This window comes from Geomicrobium sp. JCM 19055 (assembly GCF_000698185.1).
In the GTDB taxonomy this organism is placed as follows: Bacteria; Bacillota; Bacilli; order Bacillales; family Marinococcaceae; genus Geomicrobium_A; species Geomicrobium_A sediminis.
Window position 1 is genome coordinate 57375 of sequence record NZ_BAXL01000014.1, and the last position, 20462, is coordinate 77836.

General features: G+C 40.6%; 27 protein-coding genes and 2 pseudogenes. 1 reads left to right on the forward strand and 28 read right to left on the reverse strand.

The features are described from left to right. Positions 1-3: 3 nt before the first annotated feature. The 17 genes from JCM19055_RS29730 to JCM19055_RS13175 form a co-directional block, all read right to left on the reverse strand. Positions 4-402, reverse strand: coding sequence for an acyl-CoA dehydrogenase family protein (locus JCM19055_RS29730; RefSeq protein WP_265182143.1), 399 nt, complete (start codon positions 400-402; stop codon positions 4-6). Then, positions 399-623 carry a hypothetical protein gene (locus tag JCM19055_RS29735; protein WP_265182144.1) on the reverse strand — a complete coding sequence of 75 codons (225 nt, stop codon included), beginning with the start codon at positions 621-623 and terminating at the stop codon, positions 399-401. Before JCM19055_RS29735 ends, JCM19055_RS29730 begins: the two co-directional genes overlap by 4 nt. A gap of 38 nt (positions 624-661) precedes the next feature. Next, positions 662-1189, reverse strand: a complete 528-nt coding sequence (locus JCM19055_RS29740; protein WP_265182145.1) for an acyl-CoA dehydrogenase family protein — start codon at positions 1187-1189, stop codon at positions 662-664. A gap of 231 nt (positions 1190-1420) precedes the next feature. Beyond that, positions 1421-1606 (reverse strand): hypothetical protein, encoded by a 186-nt coding sequence (locus JCM19055_RS13135; protein WP_042360044.1) that lies wholly within the window; start codon positions 1604-1606, stop codon positions 1421-1423. 180 nt (positions 1607-1786) lie between these two features. After that, on the reverse strand, positions 1787-3154 hold the full coding sequence (locus JCM19055_RS13140; RefSeq protein ID WP_081833687.1) for a PQQ-dependent sugar dehydrogenase: 1368 nt from the start codon (positions 3152-3154) through the stop codon (positions 1787-1789). 294 nt (positions 3155-3448) lie between these two features. Further along, positions 3449-3985 (reverse strand): class F sortase, encoded by a 537-nt coding sequence (locus JCM19055_RS23980; protein ID WP_052366312.1) that lies wholly within the window; start codon positions 3983-3985, stop codon positions 3449-3451. Then, entirely contained in the window at positions 3954-4379 is a 426-nt protein-coding gene (locus JCM19055_RS23985; protein WP_052366313.1) for a class F sortase, read from the reverse strand. Before JCM19055_RS23985 ends, JCM19055_RS23980 begins: the two co-directional genes overlap by 32 nt. 63 nt (positions 4380-4442) lie before the next feature. Beyond that, positions 4443-5543, reverse strand: a complete 1101-nt coding sequence (locus JCM19055_RS13150; RefSeq protein ID WP_052366314.1) for a hypothetical protein — start codon at positions 5541-5543, stop codon at positions 4443-4445. Beyond that, the gene (locus JCM19055_RS23990) at positions 5540-5791 is read right to left on the reverse strand and encodes a hypothetical protein (RefSeq protein ID WP_052366315.1); all 252 of its coding nucleotides are present in this window, start codon (positions 5789-5791) and stop codon (positions 5540-5542) included. Before JCM19055_RS23990 ends, JCM19055_RS13150 begins: the two co-directional genes overlap by 4 nt. A gap of 177 nt (positions 5792-5968) precedes the next feature. After that, positions 5969-6418 (reverse strand): anti-sigma factor, encoded by a 450-nt coding sequence (locus tag JCM19055_RS13155; protein WP_042360045.1) that lies wholly within the window; start codon positions 6416-6418, stop codon positions 5969-5971. 32 nt (positions 6419-6450) lie between these two features. Continuing rightward, positions 6451-6774 (reverse strand): anti-sigma factor, encoded by a 324-nt coding sequence (locus JCM19055_RS25575; protein WP_081833696.1) that lies wholly within the window; start codon positions 6772-6774, stop codon positions 6451-6453. Between the two features lie 94 nt (positions 6775-6868). Continuing rightward, the gene (locus JCM19055_RS31860) at positions 6869-7114 is read right to left on the reverse strand and encodes an RNA polymerase sigma factor (RefSeq protein ID WP_370543136.1); all 246 of its coding nucleotides are present in this window, start codon (positions 7112-7114) and stop codon (positions 6869-6871) included. A gap of 25 nt (positions 7115-7139) precedes the next feature. Continuing rightward, positions 7140-7412, reverse strand: a complete 273-nt coding sequence (locus tag JCM19055_RS31865) for an RNA polymerase sigma factor (RefSeq protein ID WP_370543137.1) — start codon at positions 7410-7412, stop codon at positions 7140-7142. A gap of 185 nt (positions 7413-7597) precedes the next feature. Continuing rightward, positions 7598-7867 carry a helix-turn-helix domain-containing protein gene (locus tag JCM19055_RS23995; RefSeq protein ID WP_193745429.1) on the reverse strand — a complete coding sequence of 90 codons (270 nt, stop codon included), beginning with the start codon at positions 7865-7867 and terminating at the stop codon, positions 7598-7600. After that, positions 7857-8774, reverse strand: coding sequence for a sigma 54-interacting transcriptional regulator (locus JCM19055_RS13165; RefSeq protein ID WP_052366317.1), 918 nt, complete (start codon positions 8772-8774; stop codon positions 7857-7859). The genes JCM19055_RS23995 and JCM19055_RS13165 overlap by 11 nt, the downstream gene beginning before the upstream one ends. Before the next feature lie 79 nt (positions 8775-8853). Continuing rightward, positions 8854-9261 (reverse strand): MaoC/PaaZ C-terminal domain-containing protein, encoded by a 408-nt coding sequence (locus JCM19055_RS13170; RefSeq protein WP_042360046.1) that lies wholly within the window; start codon positions 9259-9261, stop codon positions 8854-8856. A gap of 29 nt (positions 9262-9290) precedes the next feature. Next, positions 9291-9557, reverse strand: a complete 267-nt coding sequence (locus tag JCM19055_RS13175) for a hypothetical protein (protein ID WP_042360047.1) — start codon at positions 9555-9557, stop codon at positions 9291-9293. 292 nt (positions 9558-9849) lie between these two features. Between JCM19055_RS13175 and JCM19055_RS13180 the strand changes: the two are divergent. Next, positions 9850-11297, forward strand: a pseudogene (locus JCM19055_RS13180) (DEAD/DEAH box helicase). 304 nt (positions 11298-11601) lie between these two features. On the opposite strand, the gene JCM19055_RS26515 reads toward JCM19055_RS13180, so the two are convergent. The 11 genes and pseudogenes from JCM19055_RS26515 to JCM19055_RS13225 all read right to left on the reverse strand — a co-directional run bounded on the left by JCM19055_RS26515 (position 11602) and on the right by JCM19055_RS13225 (position 20461). Next, positions 11602-11808: a M20/M25/M40 family metallo-hydrolase gene (locus JCM19055_RS26515; protein ID WP_052366318.1), complete on the reverse strand. Its 207-nt coding sequence runs from the start codon at positions 11806-11808 to the stop codon at positions 11602-11604. A gap of 99 nt (positions 11809-11907) precedes the next feature. Further along, entirely contained in the window at positions 11908-12357 is a 450-nt protein-coding gene (locus JCM19055_RS26520; RefSeq protein ID WP_193745430.1) for a peptidase dimerization domain-containing protein, read from the reverse strand. A gap of 25 nt (positions 12358-12382) precedes the next feature. After that, entirely contained in the window at positions 12383-12742 is a 360-nt protein-coding gene (locus tag JCM19055_RS26525; RefSeq protein WP_052366320.1) for a M20/M25/M40 family metallo-hydrolase, read from the reverse strand. A 35-nt stretch (positions 12743-12777) separates the two neighbouring features. Next, the gene (locus tag JCM19055_RS29745; protein WP_265182146.1) at positions 12778-13548 is read right to left on the reverse strand and encodes an ABC transporter substrate-binding protein; all 771 of its coding nucleotides are present in this window, start codon (positions 13546-13548) and stop codon (positions 12778-12780) included. Continuing rightward, a pseudogene (locus JCM19055_RS31870) lies at positions 13505-14340 on the reverse strand (ABC transporter substrate-binding protein). The gene JCM19055_RS29745 and the pseudogene JCM19055_RS31870 overlap by 44 nt, the downstream one beginning before the upstream one ends. Before the next feature lie 634 nt (positions 14341-14974). Further along, complete coding sequence (locus tag JCM19055_RS13195) at positions 14975-15664, reverse strand: hypothetical protein (RefSeq protein WP_152549881.1); 690 nt, start codon at positions 15662-15664, stop codon at positions 14975-14977. Beyond that, positions 15619-15846 carry a hypothetical protein gene (locus JCM19055_RS27435; RefSeq protein WP_042360049.1) on the reverse strand — a complete coding sequence of 76 codons (228 nt, stop codon included), beginning with the start codon at positions 15844-15846 and terminating at the stop codon, positions 15619-15621. The genes JCM19055_RS13195 and JCM19055_RS27435 overlap by 46 nt, the downstream gene beginning before the upstream one ends. 1771 nt (positions 15847-17617) lie before the next feature. Further along, the gene (locus JCM19055_RS13210) at positions 17618-18814 is read right to left on the reverse strand and encodes a hypothetical protein (protein WP_042360051.1); all 1197 of its coding nucleotides are present in this window, start codon (positions 18812-18814) and stop codon (positions 17618-17620) included. A gap of 12 nt (positions 18815-18826) precedes the next feature. Beyond that, positions 18827-19285: an RNA polymerase sigma factor gene (locus JCM19055_RS13215; RefSeq protein WP_042360101.1), complete on the reverse strand. Its 459-nt coding sequence runs from the start codon at positions 19283-19285 to the stop codon at positions 18827-18829. Between the two features lie 140 nt (positions 19286-19425). Then, positions 19426-19857, reverse strand: a complete 432-nt coding sequence (locus tag JCM19055_RS13220; protein WP_042360052.1) for an SbcC/MukB-like Walker B domain-containing protein — start codon at positions 19855-19857, stop codon at positions 19426-19428. Beyond that, complete coding sequence (locus JCM19055_RS13225; protein ID WP_042360053.1) at positions 19832-20461, reverse strand: hypothetical protein; 630 nt, start codon at positions 20459-20461, stop codon at positions 19832-19834. Before JCM19055_RS13225 ends, JCM19055_RS13220 begins: the two co-directional genes overlap by 26 nt. Between the last annotated feature and the right edge of the window lies 1 nt (position 20462).

The window sequence follows — 20462 nt, forward strand, 5'->3', positions numbered from 1 at the left end:
TCATCACCCTTTTACTCGTTCAGTTTGATTAGAATGTTGGTACGAACGATATGCTTTGCCGATTAGTTGCTTTGCAATGACCATTTGATTTGCTTGTGCGGTGCCATCACCAATTTCTAGACCAATGACATCACGTAGACGTTGCTCAAGTGGCATCTCTTTCGTGTAAGCATAATGCCCATTTAACAGTAAACATTCATGAATCGCTTCTTGACTGTATTTCGGACCGAGCCATTTAACGGTTGCCGCTTCCTTTGTATGACTACGCCCTTGATCACGGAGCCATAAGCCTCGGTAGGCTTGCCATTTAAGCATTTCGAGTTGTTGATAGTGCGTCACAATAGGAAACGATACCCCTTGGTACGTAGCGAGTGGTTGACCAAATGATTGTCTCGTTTTCACGTGTTGAATCGTCTCATCAAGCTTTGAACGGCTGCACCAACACATTGAAGACCAATTAATAACCGACTAAGATCAAAGCCGTTCATCACTTGTTTAAATCCTGCGTTTAACTCACCAATCAAATAATTTTTTTGGAACGCGAACGTCATGAAAATAGACAGACCCTCGACTAATGGCAACATTGCCATATCGTCATAACTTGAGCTCTCAACCCCGTCCAATCTTGATGGCACGAGAAACGCGCTAATTCCGCGATTTCCTAGTGCTGGATCGGTTTTGCAAAAACGACAAATGCGTCTGCCTCTGTAGCCACACTAATGCCTGATTTCTCACCATTAAGTACATACACATCGCCTTCATCGACCGCTGACGTTTTAATTCCTGCAGCATCTGTGCCTGCATCCGGTTCTGTAATCGCAATCCCAAAAATTTGTTCACCAGAAGCAAGCGCTGGCAAGAACTCCTCTTTTAACTCTTCACTCGCATGCGTAGCAATAATCTCTCCAATGAGTGCATTAAGCATAACCGCATACGTTAAGTTAAAGTCGCCACGACCAATTTCTTCTGCCGCGATTCCTGTCGTGACACAGTCGGCCGCGCTACCTCCAAATTGTTCAGGGACCCGAAGACCTGTAATTCCTACATCACCTAGACGCTTCCATAAGTGTCTTGGCAGTTTCTTTTCTTTATCCCATTTTGTATAACTGGGTAACAATTCTTCTGTTGCTAACTTTTTAAGCGTTCGCCTAAAATCCTCTTGCTCTTCTGTAAATGAAAAATCTAACATGTTCGTTGCCTCCTTTCGCTTACTACTACTCATTGCAAATGCTATGCCAACGTACGATTGCGCATTGGCAGGAAAATTGAACGTCGTTTTTCGCAATTTCGAGAATCATTATTATCATTGCGAATACAAATTAAGAATTTCTTTCATAGATCAACAAAAAAACGCTCTCCTTTGAGAACGTCAATTCATCGATCTACGTTGTGTGAGGGTTATCAGCCCTGTTCTTCTTTTTCATGCTTTTCCTTTCCTTTTGATAGTAGAAAAAAAACCGATGACAAATCCACCAATGGCAAAGCCAATCACGCCAATCCAGTACGGTTCACCACCAAGTAGCATGCCAACGACAAACATGATGAACGCATGCAATAATGAGAAAATGATGCCTCGCTTCACCCGTCTAATTATATTAGGTTCCATACAACGGTATACCCGTGTTTTACTTAAAACGAACGTAATCGTAAGAAAACAGGAATAATCATATCAAAAAAAAGAAGCAGGCATTCATGGAAATCCATGAATGCCTGCTTTTTTAATATTGTCAAGCGCTTTAAGTTAATGACATTGACATAAGGTTAGATGCTTTTAGAGAATAATAAATTATTCAGCGTCGTCTTCATCAGTCTCAACATTGTCTTCTTCTGTGTCTTCAACTGTTTCACCTTCACCTGCTGCAGTAACCTTATAAATCATACCGCCATCAGTGATTGCAATAAGCGAGCCATCCTCAGTTACAAGAATATCACGGAAACGTTCGCCTTCTTCTGTTAATAGACGTTCTTCTCCAACGACGAGGTCATCTTCAATAACGACACGTACAATATAGCTCGGCGCTAAGCCACCGATGAACAAGTTGTTCTCCCATTCAGGAATTGCATCGTTATCATAGAATGACATACCACTTGGTGCACTTGTTGGATCCCAATAATATACTGGTTCAACAAAGCCTTGCGCATCGTGTTCTGAAATACCATCGTTGATTAAATCACCACTGTACTCGATCCCATAAGAAACAATTGGCCATCCATAGTTATTACCTGGCTCAATAATATTCAGTTCATCCCCAGCTTGTGGACCGAATTCAACAATCCATAAGTCTCCAGTTTCAGGGTGGAAGTCCACACCTTGAATATTACGATGACCGTAGCTGTAGATACCATCTAGTGCGTCTTCATCTTCGATAAATGGATTCGTATCTACTGCTTCTCCGTCTTGTGTAATGTGAATTACTTTACCTAAGTAAGCATCTAAGTCTTGTGCACGTTCGCGAATTGGATCATCTGAACGCTCACCAGTTGTTAAGAATAGGTTGTCTTCATCATCAAAGATAATACGTCCACCATAGTGTAAGTCACCATCATACGCTGGTTCTGCTTGGAAGATTACTTCAAAATCTTCAAGTGAGGCTTCATCTTCTGATAAAACACCTTTACCGACAGCAGTTACAGTACCATCTTCAAGATCTTGAGCAAACGTCATAAATACTAATCTTGATTCATCAAAATCAGGTGCAATGGTTACATCAAGTAAACCACCTTGACCTTCGTTATTTACTTCTGGTGTACCTTCGATTGGATCTGAAACAGAGCCATCTTCAAGGTTTACAATAAGAAGTTCTGCTGAATCTCTTTGCGTAACAAGTAAGCGGTTTGTCTCAAACTCTTCCATACCCCAAGACACGTCAAGACCCTCAGCAACAACTTCCACATCAAGTTCTGCTTCAGTCTCTACTTCAGGTGCTCTTGTTTGTTCTGGAAATGCTGGTTCAAACTCAGTAACTTTTGGTTCAGATTCTGCACTTGTATCTGAACTTTCATCAGCGTCCTCGTCAGCACTTTCTTCTGTTTCAACATCCGAGTCATCCGTTGATTCTTCGTCTGAAGTATCACCATTGCCACATGCTGCCAAAGTCAATACAGAGATCAGCATTGTAAAAGTCATTAATCTTGACCACGAAACTTTCGTCATTCTTTTTCCTCCCGATTTCTAAACTATTAAACTGAATCTATGATACGAAAGTTTTATCAAATTTTTGATACTGAGTTTCAGGTGACTGAACTTTAGTAACAAAATAAAACTCCTTTGAAATAATAGCAAAATTATCTCCGGATTGCAAAAGAATGATGGCATGGATATTATTGTAAAAAGAGGAAAATCATACCGATCAAAAGTTTCTTTGTACAAGTACGGAGTACATAAAAAGCTAACTAAAACATTTTCAACTAAAAAGGAACCAAACCTTTGGGCTTTAGAAAACGATGGCTATTCTGCCACCGTTACATTCTCAGCATCTGATTCATTTCCGAAGTAATCGATCGTTTTTATGATGTAATTCTCTTGTTCATCTGTCATTTGTATCGCTTTTCTTTCTGTTTGGGAAACGCTAGCTACATACGCTTCTGTTCCTTCAGCATCAACGGAGTAAATGCGATAACCAGCGACATGATCTTCACGAACAGCATGCCAAGTGAGCAATGTTCCTTGCACCGTTAACTCTGTTGGCGATGACGGTTGTAACTCTTCATCTTCCTCGTCGTCGATTAGTGATGTGTACACGACAAGGCGCTCATCATGGGTACCAACGTCACGATCAAAGATTCCTGCACACGTAATCAAATTTAATTGCTTCGTATCACTTGAACCGAAGATTTCATCAACCGGAGAATCATCAAAAGGATAGCTTTCTAACCGTTCAACAACATACTCCAGTTCCTCTCCGTCTTCACCCGCAACCAAGATCGAATCGCCCTCTTCTAGCTCGTCTAAATCAAAAAAATACGGCTGGTCCAGTACGATCATCAACGTGACCTGCTAATACTGCATTCCCAATTCCACCAGGCTTCGTACCAGGTTCGTACCAACCTACATCATCTCCGTTGTCAGGCACACCCATTTGGCCATTATCTAGCTGACCGACTTCCACAATTGGCGCGTCGATATTTAATGTAGGAATTGAAATGCTCGTTGGATTGATTTCACTGCTTTTGCTTCTTTCGTATTCGGCTTGATCAATCATTTCTTGATCAAGGTTAAATTCTTCAGCGATTGTCTGTTCTGTATAAGGCTCGATTGTTTGATCATTTTCTTTTAATTGAACACCTTCATCGGCTAGTGATCCGTCACGATCTTGAGCATCCGTCGTACTACAACCGATAACTAGTAACGACAAGGCAATAACTACGAAGCCTTTCATGAAATCATCACTCCTTATCCAAAACGTAAAAGAAGAGGAAGTCTCCTCTCCTTTTACTTCGACTTACCCATTCGTGCGGAAGCGACGAACACCAAAGTAGCCAACAAATCCAGCTGTAGCACCAGCTAAAATCCAAGCCAACCATTGTAGCGTCATACCTGAATCACTCGTACCACCCATACCTGTTTGAGGCATTTCTGGAACTGCTGCTTCTTCTTCAAACAATTCAGGGTTTTGTGTAACGATCGCATCGGCTAAACCTGCCCCAATATCAAAGGTAAACGCGTACCCTTCTCTATACTTTTCAAATGAACCATCATAGTCACCTTCGATATAACGATCAAACGTCGTAAATACTTGTTCTTCATGCATATTCACAAGTTCAGTCGCATCAGCTGCTGGTAAAATTCCATCAGTTGCGGTTTCTAAAAACATACCAAACTCATCAGCAAATGTACTTAAACGGTTTTGTGCTTCTTCTTTTGCCGCTTCATCGTCGTTTTTGACTGCATTCACATAGTCACTTTGTGCAAGAATGTGATTTCCTTGCCAAATTTGTTCAAATTGCTCTCCGCCTTCTTCACCGTAAACAGAAGAGATTGTTGCTTTCAGATCCGCTGTATTTTCATCTTCAGCCCAACTTACAAAGTCGAAGTCTTCACTTTCTTTAAATTCTTTTGACATCGATGATGTTGCGAGTGCAAAGTGTTCAGCGACTAAATTACTTAAGTCCGAGCGAAGATCACCAGCTGCTGTCAATGGTACACTTCCTTCGAATTGATCAGGGTTTTGCTGAACAATTGCATCGGATAAGGCTGCACTAATATCAAACATGTGCGATAATCCTTCACGATAAGTCATATAAGCCGTCTCATAGTCACCGTCAACGTATGCGATAAACGCATCTTCAACTTGTTGCTCATGTACGTCTAACACTTCAATAGCCGCATCGCTCGGTAGCGTGCCTTCCGTTGCTGTTTCTAAAAACTCCCCGAACTCAACGTAAAAGGAATCAAGCATAGCAGACGCTTCTTCTTGGGCTTCAGTGTCTCCATCTTTTACAGCTTGCACGTAATCGGCAGTGTAATCGTTATGTGCTGAGAAAATCCGATCGAATTCTTCAGCCCCTTCATCACCATAGAGTGAAGCGATGGCTGGTTTCATGTCCGCGGCGTTTTGCTCAAGTGCTTCTTGAGCGCTTGTGCTCCTTCATCACCGTCATATTGCTTTTGCATCGACAAGACAGCGAGCGCAAAGTGTTCAGATAACAAATGATCAAGAGTTCCTCTAAGCTCAATAGCAGGTGTATTCACTTGCGACATACTTTCTTCGGCATGAATCGTCTGTGCGAACGTTGGAGTTAACAGGGCAACACTCAATACTGGAATAAATGCTTTTTTTATTTTTTTCATGGTGGCACTCCTTTATGTTTTGATTTCACTAGAGCTAACGAAGCGAAGAATAATTTGGATCACTTTTCTTCAAACTTTTTTTTAAAAGCTTTCTCTAGCAATAAAGAAAAACACGTCAGGAACGCAAAAAACTCGCCAACACATGGTGTTGACGAGCCTTTTATTACACATACAAACTTACAATTCCTCTAATAAAACGATCTCGCCTTCTGGAACTTCACTCGTTTCATCTGGTTCAATCGTAATCGCAATCGTATCGAATCCCATTTCTGGGTCAATATCAAAGGTGGACATCCCACTGCCATCTTCAGCAGGTGTAAACGTACCCGCTCGGTACGGGTCTCCCTCTTTTAACAGCCATACTTGATAGACTTGTGTATCTTCTGTCTGTGTGAGCTGATTAGCTTCAACGATGAGTTGTTGGTATTGGTCTTTATTTACAATTGAAGCTCTCGCTTCAAATGGAATACTTTCTTCTGACGGTTGTAGACTTAGTTGTTGTGCCAGAGAATCAATCGAGATACTTTCTACTGGCGCTGTTTCTTCAGGTGCTACTTCTTCAGGAGCTACTTCTTCTTGCGTCGATAACTGACTAAAAGCATAGCCGTTTCCAACGAGCGACAACAATAATGCTGCAGCTAAAGACGGTACTACCCAGCTTAGTTTCTTACGATTTTTTTTGGCACCACTACTGAGTTTTGACTCTCTTGATCGGTCGTAAAGCTGTGAACGTTATCATCATCTTCTTTCACATCATTCGGTGTTCGTTCATTAAATGCCGCTTCTAGCACTTGCTGTTTTAACGCCGATGGAGGTTCAATTGGTTCAGCACTGAACCCTAAATCATCCGTAAGTTCTTGTAGTTCACGCAACTCTTCACGACAATCCCCACATGTCGTTAGATGTTCTTCAAATGAACGCTTTTCTTCATCTGATAACTGGCCATTAAAATAATCAATTAAATGATCACAATGGTTACTCATGAATGATCCCCCATTCTGCTCAATGTCCTCTATTGTATCTTTTAGATGCCTTAAAGCGAGACGAATCCTTCCTTTAACAGTCCCTAAAGGAATCTCACAAGCGTCCGCGATTTTTTTGTTGCGATAACCCCTGATAATAAAACAAAACGATCACTTTTTCTTGTTCTGGTTTTAGGCGCTTGATCGCCTGATCGATCGTTGTTCGCTTTTCTTTCCATTCAATCTGATCTTCAATACTCGGATCAGGATCTTGAGTCATTTCCTTCGTGACCATTTCAGATGCTGTTTCTTTTCGTTTACGAAGGTGGTCAATGACCGTGTTTCGAGTGATCGTCAACAACCAACTTGAAAACTTTCCCTTCGTTTCATCGTATGCACTTTTTTTGTGTCCAAATTTTTATAAAAACCTCTTGCACAATCTCTTCAGCGACTTGTTGGTCGTTCATCATCTTAAAGCTAAACGAGTAAAGAAGTTTGCTGTATTGGTCATACAGTTGCGCTAATGCTTCTTTATCACCAAGCTTTAGTCTAGCATAGGTTTTTGCATCTCGTTCAGACATGCGATTCTCCTTTTTAATTCGATCTCGATTTAAAGGTATAAAAATCGGAATAATTGCTGTGCCTGATTTTACACGCATCTCCCTAGAAAAGCTAACATTAACTTCGCTCGGCTATAACAAGTAAACGAACGAATTCATCAAATGGATCATTAAAATTATAAAAATAGGCAAATACCCTTTTTTTTAATACACATTAACATAACAGACTCCTAAGCTCCTTTTATGAAATGCATAATAAATAGGCATTCTCTCATGAGAACACCTCAGATCTGATATTTCGATAATTTCCGATAAAGGCTTGAAAGATGAATGCCTAACAATGCTGCTGCTTTTGTTCGATCACCTTCAACCTCCAAGACCGCTTTTTCAATGATCGTTTTCTCATAGCGATTCATTGCTTCTTCAAGCGTGCCGTGGAACCGTTCCTTTTGTGCCGTATGTTCTAAATGAACATCGTCATAACGACCTAAATCTTCTTGAGCCAAACGAGAGCCTTCAACAACATTCATCCCTCGTTCGATACTAGACTTCAACTCCCGAACATTCCCTGGCCATCTGTAAGACATTGCCCACTTTTTTTAAATCATCTGCCACTTCAATCACTTGCTTACCGAGACTCTGATTAAATTCATGGATATAATGCTCGATTAAGATTAACACATCACGCTCTCGCTCTCGTAGTGGCGGCACATGCAAGTCAAATACGTACAACCGGTAATACAAATCTTCACGAAACTTACCTTCTGTGACGAGCTGCTTTAAATTCTTGTTCGTCGCTGCAACGACGCGGATGTTCACAGTTTTGCTTCTCACACCGCCAAGTCTGTCCACTTCTCGTTCTTGCAATACACGTAACAACTTCCCTTGTGAAGCGTAACTCAGCTCTGAGATTTCATCGAGAAAAAGCGTTCCATTTTGCGCAAGCTCTACTTTTCCTGGTTTGCCGTCTCGTCTAGCCCCACTAAACGCTCCAGCTTCATAACCGAACATTTCGGACTCAAATAACTCATCTGGTATGGCAACACAATTCACTGCCACAAATGGATGCTTATTTCTCGCACTGTTGTTATGAATGCCCCTTGCAAAGAGTTCTTTTCCAGTCCCACTTTCACCAGTTAACAACACCGTCGAATCACTCGTCGCGACTTTCGTTGCCAAATCTTTAATTCGATTCATCGCTCGACTCGTACCAATGATATGATTTAACTCGTCAGACGAATGCTCCTTGTGATTTGTATGAGACGTTAATTGTGTGACACGACTCATCACAGCAAGTATGTAAAATGACTCTCGCCCGTTTGTATCCTTACGTTTAACGAGGTACCGCTCTCCAGAAATGTTAACGAGACAAAGCTCGTCTTCTTCATGAGCAACATCAACACTTTCATTTAAAAAAATGATTATATTTATGATCTGAAAACGGTTGGTACATAAAATCATTCACATCGGTAATTTTACGATCACCATCTACAATAACGATCGCAAATGTTTCAAGACGTTTCAAACGAATCACGCCCTTTTACGAATTTTCCAGAACGTAGACGACCACTTGTCCTTTAATTACTTCGTTACCGTCTGAATCATAGCACGTCACTTTTTCAGTAATCCAATTCCGCTTCTCATGAATATCAATGACAACAAGTTCCGCAGTAACTGCGTCTCCGACGTACACTGGTGAATAATAAACGAGGTCTTTTTGCACGAGAATACACGGCGTTCCAGGAAGCCGTTCACTAATTAATTGTGTAATCAAGCTCTCTGTTAATAAAGCGGGAACGATTGGCTTTGGATACTGGGATGTCCAACGGTTGCCTTCCATCGTGTACACCGGGGAATAATCATTGGTAAGCTCACTACTTCTCTTAACATCTTCTTTCGTAAATGTTCGAGTCAATGTTGCTTTTTGACCATGAAACGCTGTAATCATCCTTTTCACCACCTAAAACTAAAATACTGTTAAATAAAAATTGCACACATCATTACAACACAAATAAATGTACCATAACTGCTTAAGCGTACCGGGTGCGTTAATTTCAACTCCGACACCGGCTTTAACCTACTCATAATGTAAAAGAAAAGAAGACTGCCTACTATAAAAGCAAGGATACCTAGTATAATTGGAAATGATGAGGCGTTTACTAAGTCAACTGTTGACGTTGCAAACAAGAACCACAAATAACCTAAAAACGCGAACGAGACGACAGGAATGAAAAATCTTTTCATCACTCACACCTCTTTAAGGAATTATTTACGTCCTAAAAAGCTTACTTTAAGTTTACTAAACGGTTAACCTTTATTAAAGATAAAATATTAAGAAAAAATTAATTATATGGCAACTTTATGAACGATCACGTTCACGATGGAAGAATGATTTTGCCTGAACCTTTGGGACTTGATTTACAATTCTCCGTGGCATAAGTGCCAACAGGTCTTCCTTTCACGTATTGATAAGGTATAATAAAGGTTTCGTGAGAAGAATAATACAACCAATAACTTAAATAAATGAGGCATGTACATGACGAAGCATCGGTTTACAGATTATCAATTAAGTGATGAAATCATTCAAGCGCTCGATCAGTTGAATTATGATACCCCTACAGACGTTCAAAGCAAAGTGATCCCACTCGCTCAACAAAAAAAAGACCTGATCGTACGTTCTCAAACAGGGAGTGGCAAGACAGCTGCTTACGGTATTCCAATTTGTGAGTTTGTGGATTGGCAAGAAAATAAACCTCAAGCCATTGTACTAACCCCAACGAGAGAATTAGCCGTACAAGTGAAAGAAGACTTTATTAACATTGGCCGTTATAAACGAATTAAAGCTGCGGCGATTGTAGGCAAACAGCCGTTTTATAAACAGAAAAATGAACTAAAGCAAAAAACACACGTTGTGGCTGGTACACCAGGCCGTATGCTTGATCATATTGAAAAAGGCACGATCTCTCTTGAAGAAGTAAAGTACGTCGTCATTGATGAAGCTGATGAAATGCTAAATATGGGCTTTATAGAGCAAGTCGAAGCTATCATTGAGGAGATGCCTACATCAAGAGTAACGATGCTATTCTCCGCGACGCTACCAGAGCGTGTGAAAGATCTTTCGGTTCAGTATATGAACACACCGACTGATGTTGAGATCAAAACGAGCGGTGTAACTACATCATCAATCGACCACACGCTCTATCAAGTCTCTGAAGACGATAAGTATTCGTTATTAGAAGATGTGACGATCATTGAGAATCCAGATAGCGCAATCATCTTCTGCCGCACACAAGAACGCGTAAACGAACTTTGTGATCAATTAGCAGATCAAGGCTATGACAGCGATAAAATTCACGGTGGAATGGAACAATACGATCGCTAGATGTGATGGAAGATTTCAGGCGAGGTGAATTCCGCTACCTTATTGCAACCGATGTCGCCGCAAGGGGCATTGATATTGATCAAATTAGCCACGTCATTAATTACGACCTGCCATCAGAAAAAGAAAGCTATGTTCACCGTACGGGTAGAACTGGACGAGCAGGACATACAGGCAAAGCAATTTCATTTGTCACACCGTTTGAAGGCAAATACCTCAAAGAAATCGAAACGTACATCGGCTTTAAAATCTCAAAGTCCATGGTTCCTTCAAAAGAAGCTGTCGTAAAAGCAAAGCCACAATTTCTTGATAAGCTTAACAGCGAGCCGAGCATAAAAGAGGCTAAAAACGATAAGCTGAATGAAAATATAGTAAAACTATACTTTAATGGCGGTAAGAGAAAGAAATTAAGAGCAGTAGACTTTGTCGGAACCATTGCCAAAATCGAAGGTGTAACCGCTGAGGATATTGGCATTATTACGATTGAAGATACGGCAACCTTTGTAGAAATCTTAAATGATAAAGGTCACATTGTACTCGATGAAATGAAACATACAACGGTTAAAGGAAAACAATTAAAAGTCCACATCGCTCGAAATAGGTAAGGTGCTGGACTACTTTAAAAGCTGTCATTGTCCGTCATTCGTGTAGCAACAAGCGTTACTCAAATAGACACTTATTTGTGAGCAGAAACGGTTAATCGTCGCTAAGCTCCTGCCCTTTAAAGTATTCAACGATACAAAGGCTCAAGGAAAACCGAACTACATTCACCAATCTAATAATAGGCTGGTGGTTTAGTTCGGTTTTTTCTATTCGAGTACTTTAAAAGCTGTGATCATCCATCTTTAGTGATGATCATTTCAGTTTCATCCCCGCCTCATTGTCGTTTTAAGCCTACAGAGTTCATCACTACTTCTTAGCTGCATCAGTTAAACGCAGAAGCAGAGCTTTAAGAAATTCTTTTCTTTCCTCAAGCGATGAAATGTCCACGTATTCATCTTCTTGATGGGCATTGCCACCGACTGGACCAAGTCCATCAATTGTAGGGATGCCAATATAACTCGTTAAGTTCCCGTCGGAACCTCCGCCTGTTTTTTTTCGGCTTCGATGTCCCACCCCATGTTTTTGCCTACTTCTTGCACGTAACGAAGTAATTGTTCTGAGCCTTCGTCAGGAACGAAAGGTGGACGAGAAATTCCACTTCTGGACTCGAGCTCATAAGTAATCTCTGAATTGGCTCTTTTTTTCAATTTGCGCTCGAATGAGTTTGTCGAACTGCTCCGCTTGTTCAATTGTTTCCATCCGCAAATCAATGCCAGCATAAGCATACGGAGCAATCGTATTTACCGATGTTCCTCCTTCTATTAATCCTACATTGACAGTTACACCTTCATCATAATCGGTAAGTGCATGTAGCTTCGGGATTAATAAAGCCAACTCTTCTACAGCACTTTCACCATGCCGATGGGCCATGCCTGCGTGTGATGCTTTTCCATATAAATGTAAATAGTATTTGCCCCCACCCTTGCGTGCATTGCAGACACGTTGTTTATCACGTGTTGGCTCTAAGATGAGTGCAAACGACTTCTCTCGAGCATGCTCTTCTATCCAAGCGCGGGAATGAATAGAACCGACTTCTTCGTCACTGTTGAATAAGATTGCCACGTTTTCTAGCAATTCTTCTTGATGTTCATTTTTTTAGCTCTACTAAAGCTTCATAAAGAACAACGATGCTCGCCTTCATATCAAAAACTCCAGGGCCATATGCGTACTGTTCATCTTTAGAAAATGGACGAACATTCACAGTTCCTTCTTTAAAGACGGTGTCCATATGCGCAAGTACGATGATTTTAGCGTCTTTAGCACCTTTATAGTACCCGATTAGATTGTTCCCTCGGTCTTGTTGTACATCTTCAGTTATGACAAAACCTAAATCGGAAAACCATTTCGTTAACGTCTCACCAACGCGATCAACACCTTGCTTATTGTACGTACCGCTTTCTTGATTCACGAGTGTTTCTAACCGATGTAACATCCCATTTGTTGTCATGTTTCTCCCCCACTTTCTCACTGTGTTCGATTGTCTTAATCCTCATCAATACTTACATTCCAAAGAATTGGACCGATTAGATCTGAATAGCCCGATACATCATCAGAAATCGCGAGTAACGCTTGAATGTTGCCGATCTTTGCGACAGGCAGATCGTCCCACACTTCTTGTTGCAAATCATCAATGTAAGGAGCCGCAGATTGTAATGACTCTGCTTCTGTAATAAGGGCTAAGTTCTCATCAATTGTTTCATTGTTCGTCCAACCTGGGTAATCAGAAGTCGATGCTAAAAACGGATATTGATGAAGTGTCGGTCGAACGGCAAAGCTTACCGCAAATACGTCGAAGTTATTCTCATCCGTTCGTAACTCTTGTACGCTCGGCCAATCATATACGTCCAATGATACGTTAAGACCGATATCTTGAAGGGCTTGTTGAGCAACGACTGCCATATTGTATTGTTCTGGATAGTCTCTCGTCGTTAAAATAACGACTTCCTCACCATCATAGCTCGATTGTTCAACGAGCGCTTTAGCTGCTTCAACATCAAATGCGTCATAACTATCTGAGCCTTCCTCAGAATACCAATCACTTTGACTTGGTAATGCTAGTGCCGAATCTAACTCATAGAAACGATCGTCTCCATAGGATGCAATTAGTAAATCTTCATAGTCGATCGCCATATTAAACGCTTGTCGTAAATCAAGGTCTGTGAAAATACCTGCTTTATTGTTAAACACGAATGAATAAATGCCACCATCACTAAAAAAACGATTGAACTCCATCTGCTCCATCAATTTGATCAATACTATCTGCGGGAATGCTAAAACCGATGTCATATTCTCCAGTCATCATTCCAGAAACTCTCGTTGATTCATCGGTGATGTAATGAAAATAGACGTCGTCAACGAGTGCTTCTTTTCGCCCTGCTAAACCACTCGGTTCTTCGTCACGAGATTGATAGTCATCAAACTTCGTTAAATGTGTGTGTTGGTCCATTCGCCATTCTTCCAATTGAAAAGGTCCGGTACCAATATGCTCATCTATACCATCAGCACCTGCAGCATCTGCTACTTCTTTCGGCATAATTCCAGGGAACGGAGCCGTATCTGCTAAAATATTTGGCACTAAAATCGAAGGCTCATCAATGGTTAGTGTAACCGTATACGGATCAACTTCTTCAAAACTTGCATTTTGCAATTTGCTTGTCCCTGTGTGGAATGGTCTAACCACTTTTGCATGGAAGCGACTACGTCGCTCGCAACCATCTCTTCACCATTGTGAAACAACACACCTTCTCGTAGCTGGAATGTGTATGTAAGACCATCATCACTCACTTCATAGTCTTCAGCTAGTGAAGGAACAACTTCATAGTCTTCATTCAAAACGAGTAATTGCTCGTAAATTTGTCTAGAAACGTCTCGAGTTGCTTGATTCGTTGTTAAGTGAGGATCCAATGTTTGCGGATTTGCGCCGTACGCAATATTAATCGTACCCCCTTCTTGCTCACTTTCTGTCGTCGTTGCTTCATCATTATTGCCGCAAGCAGCAAGCATTAAGGTTGCAAGTAATCCTAAATAGATGTGACGTTTTCCCATAACGATCCCAGCTTTCGTTTGAATTATTTGAATACAGATAGTATATAAACAATAAAACAGACAGTCAATATAATTCTTATAAGTTTACTATGTTTTATAGTTTAGTAAAGGTCTGTAGGCTAATCTATAAAAGAGTTGCTTTATGAATAAGCGATCAATCATCGTTTCAATTAAAGAACTAAAGTTGAATAGTCATCTTTTAATGCATCTCTTCATTCGAGCTTCCATAATGATATTACATGTCTATTCCTCCTTTGATTTACTAAAAGAAAGTCAAAAAAAAGCCGTCACCTGTAGCGTACAAGCAAACGACTCCTATTTGTCTTTTTAATTGTTCAATCATAATACCTACACTCTTTTGCAATGCCAATACTCTGAATACTAAAAATGCATGTTCACTATTGGTGCTCATGCTCGATATCGTTTACCTTGTTCGTTCTCAGACCCTTTCCCTTTTCTGGCATGGAAAATTCTGTTAAACCATCACTGTATCCAATAGATTAGCAAAGCCGCTCTCACAAGCACAGGAAAATGCACCTGCGATGAACCTGATCTTGAACCCACTACATCAGTAGAATCATTTAAACCGTTAAAAGACGCAAAAAAAGCAGTTTGTCTAGACTCTATTATCTTATTATGTTGATTTTCTTTTGATTGCAAAAATGCTACCGATAAGACCGCCTACAACGAGTAACACAACTAGCCCCCATGCAAATCCACTAGTACTCATTGTAGTATCGCTCGTAGGTGCTGCTTGCACGGATTCTTCAGTCGTCGCAACCGCAGCGTCATCAGAATCTGCATTGCCTGTAGTTGTCGCTGCACCTTCATCAACGTCATTACCATCATTTACCTCGCTGTGATCCGCACCGCTTTCAGTGTCGTCGCTCGGTACCTCATCTTCAATCATTGCTGTAACGCCTGAGGCAACGATATAAACCTCAATCACATCCCCAGCAGAGGAGTTCGGGAAGTATTGCCTAAAGGTATTGCCAGAGATATGTTCAAGTCGATTGCTTTCATTGTCGATGGTGTCTCCTTCTAGGATCGCAAATACTTGGTCTACATCACCCACTGTTTCAACGTCTAATGTAACAACATCTTCGCCATCTGCAGTCGCATTTCTTCTATAGTCTAACGTTGTTTCGTCCTTAATGGCCTTCTTGATGGTTTCGTCGCCGATGTCTGATCCAACAACATCCTTTTCAGGGTCTGATGGTTGAACTTCTACAGTTAAAGGTGTCTCACGAGGCAAACCACTTCCAGCAAATAAAAAGTCTAACGTGTCGCCAGCTTCCAATTCAGCATAACTAGGTATAACCATTGAAACTCACCGTTATCATTCACGTAAGGATCAACTTCCGTGCCGTCAAAAAAAAGTATGAGTGTTAAGTCAGGATTCATCGTTCCATTGTAAATGACTGTATTCTCATGAAGATCAGGTAAATCCAAGTTCTCATTCACGATGCCATCGAAATCCGTGGCTTCTTCGTCGTCGTTTGCCAAAGCTAGAGAAGGAATTGTTAAGATAAGTGCAAATGCGGATATCGCAAAAAAAGAGACTATTGAGAATCCTTCTGTAAGCGATTTGAACCACCTCCTACAAAAAAAATTACCCTACTTTCAGACTGTATTAAACCTTCACTTCTTGAGATTAGCTTCTAAGCCTGTGTATTTGAGTTTGTCTACGTCGCCTTCCTTTTTCTAGATGCTCTGTACAACTCTGTCTCCAAGGAAGTCTCATCTTCGTCTGCCTTAAAGAACACCCTGACATTAGCACAAACAATAGCCTGCGCCTATAACGCACTCACACAATACACTTATCTTCTTTGTAAGTGAATGAAAAACATTTCATTATAGCGACAGCATTAGTTTTTTTGTATGACTGCAAACAGTTTTTGGCTCCATATAAGAGAGAATTCGTCCGGTTCATTGAGACGAGGATGTGCTGCTCAACTGCGAATGATGAAACCATACCCGTTGACAATTCCTTAATGGTTTCTACTCTAACTATAAACGACTATACTAGTCATATTAATGGATAAATCTGGAGTGATCATTATTGAAAGTTTAGTATCGACCATCATTACAACGACCTGAGCACTCGTTGCTATTTTAGGTGGATTCCTCGTAAGTACAATTTTGCAGATGACGAGCCACCATGTAGCACTTCGATTTAAGCTAGAAAATATTCAACGCCAAAATGCAAACGATGAAGAAATCAAAACGAAATGTTTTAAGCTCATTCTACCTTAAGCTAACATTATTGGTTATCTGTCTTTATCGCTACATCATTAAGACCACGACTTCGTTTCGTAAATCCGTAGAATGATCTTGCAGTGAACGGGTACCAACACATAGAAAAAGGTACGGAATTTCAAATGAGGGGTTGCTACTCAAATGACCGTAAAACAACTATTAAGAACATTATTCATCCTGGCTTCCACATACCTTGTCATAAGATCTATTCTCCTCTTAGGAGCATTCAGAGCCGTACAATCTACGGCATTTGAGATCCTTGTTTTTATTGGGGCAATCGCTCTAGCAATTGTTGTATATGGGGGTTACTTAGCCATTAAAATTCAAAGACGTAGCAACGACTAGACTAATTGATGAATACACTTTTTCTTTTTTTTGTCCTTATGCTTGGAATACCTAGATGTGATTTCTTCCAAGCGCTTTTAAAAATCTATGTTGGAGTAGCTACGCTACTCATCCTGATAAAAAGAAAAACGACTATTAAAAAAGGAGTCCAAATGGACTCCTCAGATTGTCGAAAAAGTGCTGTTCTTATATAAATGAAGTAGAGAGTTAATGAGCTTGTAGATTTTAAAGTATTGAAGTTATACATTTTACTTTTGCTTTTACAAACTCAATATGCTGTATAAAAGCGGCTGTCGTGGCGAAGACGCCTGCGGCGGCCTGCAAAGCAGGTTGGTTCGACACCATTGCTATAAGCAATGGCTGTTGAACTTCCTTTATTCGTTAGCCGAAGATCATCGTGCGAAGCACGATAGCTGAGGCAACGCCCGCGGCAAGCGTAGCCACAGAAGCCGCTTACTCATCTACGAGTACACTTTTAGTCCGTTTAAGTTTCTCAACAGCCTGAGAAGCCCAAATGGACTCCTTTTTTTATGCTAGACCTGTAACTCAAATGAATGAACTTACGATCGCTTACGCTTCTGTTCACGGTGCCACTGTGCTAAATGGTAATGGCGCTTTTGTTCTTCTTTTGATTGTTTGCGAAAATGGTTGCGTAGTTCTTCATGAAAGTCTTTCATAGCTTTAACACCCCCACGTTTCCTGTGCCTTCCTCTTTCTCGGATTGCAGTTTGCCTTCGTTTATTTCAAGTTTTTGCTTAATCGTTAGCTGTATCTCTTTTGGAGCAATGAGTGTCCCAAAATGATAGATCGTATCAATTCGTTCGCGTATCATGTCGGCAGTGACATTTTCAGCGAATGTTAACTCTCCTCCATTCACAACAATAACAACGACTGCTTCTTGCAAATTCAAAAATGCTTTTTCATCCCACAACTCATTTTTCTCAACGACAAGGTAAGGTTCGTCTATAGCTAGAATCTCAGTATCGAGCGTATCGACAATTTCATACAGTAAATCTTCACTTTCAGATGAAGTCACGATAAAAGAAGATGAATGGATATTACGAATGGAACGCTCAATCGTGTCACGTTTTAGTGCATTCATGTAAAGCGGATGTTCTGTATATAACTTCTTTTGTTTCCAGCTTTGCAGTTGTTTTTCTTTCATGCGTAGTGCACGATCGATGACCGTGTAATCATCTGGAATAACTGTCATTTGGGCTGAAGAAGATTGACTAATCAATGGCGATAGATGCGCAACCATATGCTCTCGTAATTCAATAACCCCTTTCACTTGTAGCTCTTTCACATGAACGAGTTGATCTTCTGTAACACGTTCATCAACTTGTAAGATCCCTTTTACATATAGTGTTGTTGGTTTTTTTAAGCTTTCAAGAAATGACGGAGTTAGTTTAAAGACACCCTTTTTGTTGATCGGCTTTTCAGCGTCTTGATCATACGTTTTCATTTTACCGCCGCCACTCGTCATGACGCTTTGAACGGCTCCGTATAAATGGTGAGGAACGCTCACATCGCCATAATACTCAATATCTTCAATCTTCTCTTTGAGCAATTCGGCTTCTACATCATAAGCAATGACCACTTCATCAGCCGTTAAAGCACGTAATGATGGATCAAGTGTTTCCAAAAATGCTTGATTAATTTCTAACGTTTCTGTATAGAGCTGATAGCCTTCTTTTATTTCTATAACCATGCCTAAATTCCCTAAAGGCAATTGATGTAAAAGTGGCAACGTCGACGTTGAAACGATGGCAATACCGACATTTCCTATACTCTTAATTTGTTGAATGGACTTCTCTGTACTATTCCGCAAATCCAAAATCCCTACATTTCCAATAATTGATGTTTTCATAATTCCCTCTCCTTACATCGATTTTTGTAATAACACGAGTGCCTTCTTGATCTTCGAACGTATCGTTGAGGCTGGCACCCCTTGTAAACGTCCAATTTCTAGACTAGACATCCCAAGCCAGTATGTCTTATACACAAGGTCATATAAGTCTTCAGGAAGTGCGGTCATCATCAGTGACACTTCCACTTTGCTATAATCCGAGAACAACTCTCCAGCAGAATGCCCATCGTCTACAGCCCACTCGTTTTGTTCTCGACTATGTTTTCTTCGTTCATCAATGAGCATTCGTTTCATCGTTTTGAAAAACCAAGCACGTTGTTTCGGTAATTCTAATTCAAAAATGTAAGAGTGCTTCATTGAGCGTAGCCACGCTTCTTGAATTAAATCATTGGCCTCGTGACTGTCTCGTGCGATTTTGTTCGCAAATGGCAACAAGTGCGGATACAATTGTTCATAATGTTTTGAATCCATGTGCATTTGAAGTCCCTTCAATTTGTTGTCTACACTTATGTAACGGTTGAGCGAATAAAACTGACGAAAAAAACTTTTAAAAAAATAAAAAAAAGATTGAACTCCCCTGAGAATTCCGTTCCCAGGGGAGCATGCTCGATTTAATATTCAATGTATGCAGCAGAACCTTTACCTTCAGCTGTCGCAGGGGTAACGATTAGCCTCGTTTGTAATCGTTCTTGTAACTCTGGTACGTGACTAATAACACCGACGGCTAAGTGATCGGTTTGAAGTTGCTCCAAAGCATGAATAACCGTATCAAGAAGTTCTGAATCAAGGGTCCCGAAGCCTTCATCTAAGAAGAAGAATTCTAATGCTTTTTCTCCGGTTAATTGAATTGAAGCCGATAATGATAAGGCGAGAGCAAGCGATGTTAAGAAGGTTTCTCCTCCAGATAACGACGATGCAGGACGCTTTTCTCCACCATTAAAGTAGTCAGCAATCATAAATCCACCCGAAGAATCTAATACGAGTGCATACCGACCACGTGTTAACGTGTGCAGTCGCTCAGAAGCATGCTTTGTGACTTGCACAAGTTGTTCTTCTGCTAAAAAAATCTACGAATTCCTTACCTCGAAATACCCGTTCAAGCTCTTCAAAATGAGATAATTTCTGTTCATATTCGTTACAAAGCGTTTCAAGCTCTGTGTAGCGTTCATGTTTTTCTATTAATTGTTCTAACGCAGTTTGCGCATTCGTTCGCTTCTCTTTTAACTGCTCGAGTCGTTCATTACTTTGTTGTAACTTAGAAACAATCCACTCGTACTGCTCGGTTGAAATCGTATCCTTCCCGATTTGCTCGTTTAATCGTTCAAGATGAAGTTCTACCTTCGAAAGTTGTTGATGAAGACGCTCAACGGCTTCATCAATCTGTTCTACTTCTGCTTCTGTCAATCGATATGACTGTAAATTGTCCGCTCGTTCAAATGAGATGAGTGAATCGAGTTTTTGATATGCATTTCCTTTCTTCTGTTCTTCCCAATCTTGTTCTGCTTTTTGTTTTCTTGAAACGGCGTCTTCTCGTTTCGTTTGATTCGTTAACTGTTCATTCTTGACGTTTTCATAGTCTGAAGCTAACTTTTCAACCTCTTTCGCCGTCATTGTTTCATTGTGTTCGAGATTATTTCGTTGTTTCACA

Coding starts and splice junctions, on each gene's coding strand:
- JCM19055_RS31865 (WP_370543137.1), bottom strand. CDS start 7,412: ATGCGTGTAAAATCAGGCACAGCAATTATTCCGATTTTTATACCTTTA.
- JCM19055_RS23985 (WP_052366313.1), bottom strand. CDS start 4,379: ATGAAAGGCTTCGTAGTTATTGCCTTGTCGTTACTAGTTATCGGTTGT.
- JCM19055_RS13140 (WP_081833687.1), bottom strand. CDS start 3,154: ATGACGAAAGTTTCGTGGTCAAGATTAATGACTTTTACAATGCTGATC.
- JCM19055_RS13195 (WP_152549881.1), bottom strand. CDS start 15,664: ATGGTTATACCTAGTTATGCTGAATTGGAAGCTGGCGACACGTTAGAC.
- JCM19055_RS29740 (WP_265182145.1), bottom strand. CDS start 1,189: ATGTTAGATTTTTCATTTACAGAAGAGCAAGAGGATTTTAGGCGAACG.
- JCM19055_RS13175 (WP_042360047.1), bottom strand. CDS start 9,557: ATGAAAAGATTTTTCATTCCTGTCGTCTCGTTCGCGTTTTTAGGTTAT.
- JCM19055_RS13165 (WP_052366317.1), bottom strand. CDS start 8,774: ATGATTTTATGTACCAACCGTTTTCAGATCATAAATATAATCATTTTT.
- JCM19055_RS13210 (WP_042360051.1), bottom strand. CDS start 18,814: ATGAAAACATCAATTATTGGAAATGTAGGGATTTTGGATTTGCGGAAT.
- JCM19055_RS13170 (WP_042360046.1), bottom strand. CDS start 9,261: ATGATTACAGCGTTTCATGGTCAAAAAGCAACATTGACTCGAACATTT.
- JCM19055_RS13215 (WP_042360101.1), bottom strand. CDS start 19,285: ATGGATTCAAAACATTATGAACAATTGTATCCGCACTTGTTGCCATTT.
- JCM19055_RS26525 (WP_052366320.1), bottom strand. CDS start 12,742: ATGACAACAAATGGGATGTTACATCGGTTAGAAACACTCGTGAATCAA.
- JCM19055_RS23980 (WP_052366312.1), bottom strand. CDS start 3,985: ATGATCGTACTGGACCAGCCGTATTTTTTTGATTTAGACGAGCTAGAA.
- JCM19055_RS25575 (WP_081833696.1), bottom strand. CDS start 6,774: ATGAGTAACCATTGTGATCATTTAATTGATTATTTTAATGGCCAGTTA.
- JCM19055_RS13135 (WP_042360044.1), bottom strand. CDS start 1,606: ATGGAACCTAATATAATTAGACGGGTGAAGCGAGGCATCATTTTCTCA.
- JCM19055_RS23990 (WP_052366315.1), bottom strand. CDS start 5,791: ATGAAAAAAATAAAAAAAGCATTTATTCCAGTATTGAGTGTTGCCCTG.
- JCM19055_RS13150 (WP_052366314.1), bottom strand. CDS start 5,543: ATGAAACCAGCCATCGCTTCACTCTATGGTGATGAAGGGGCTGAAGAA.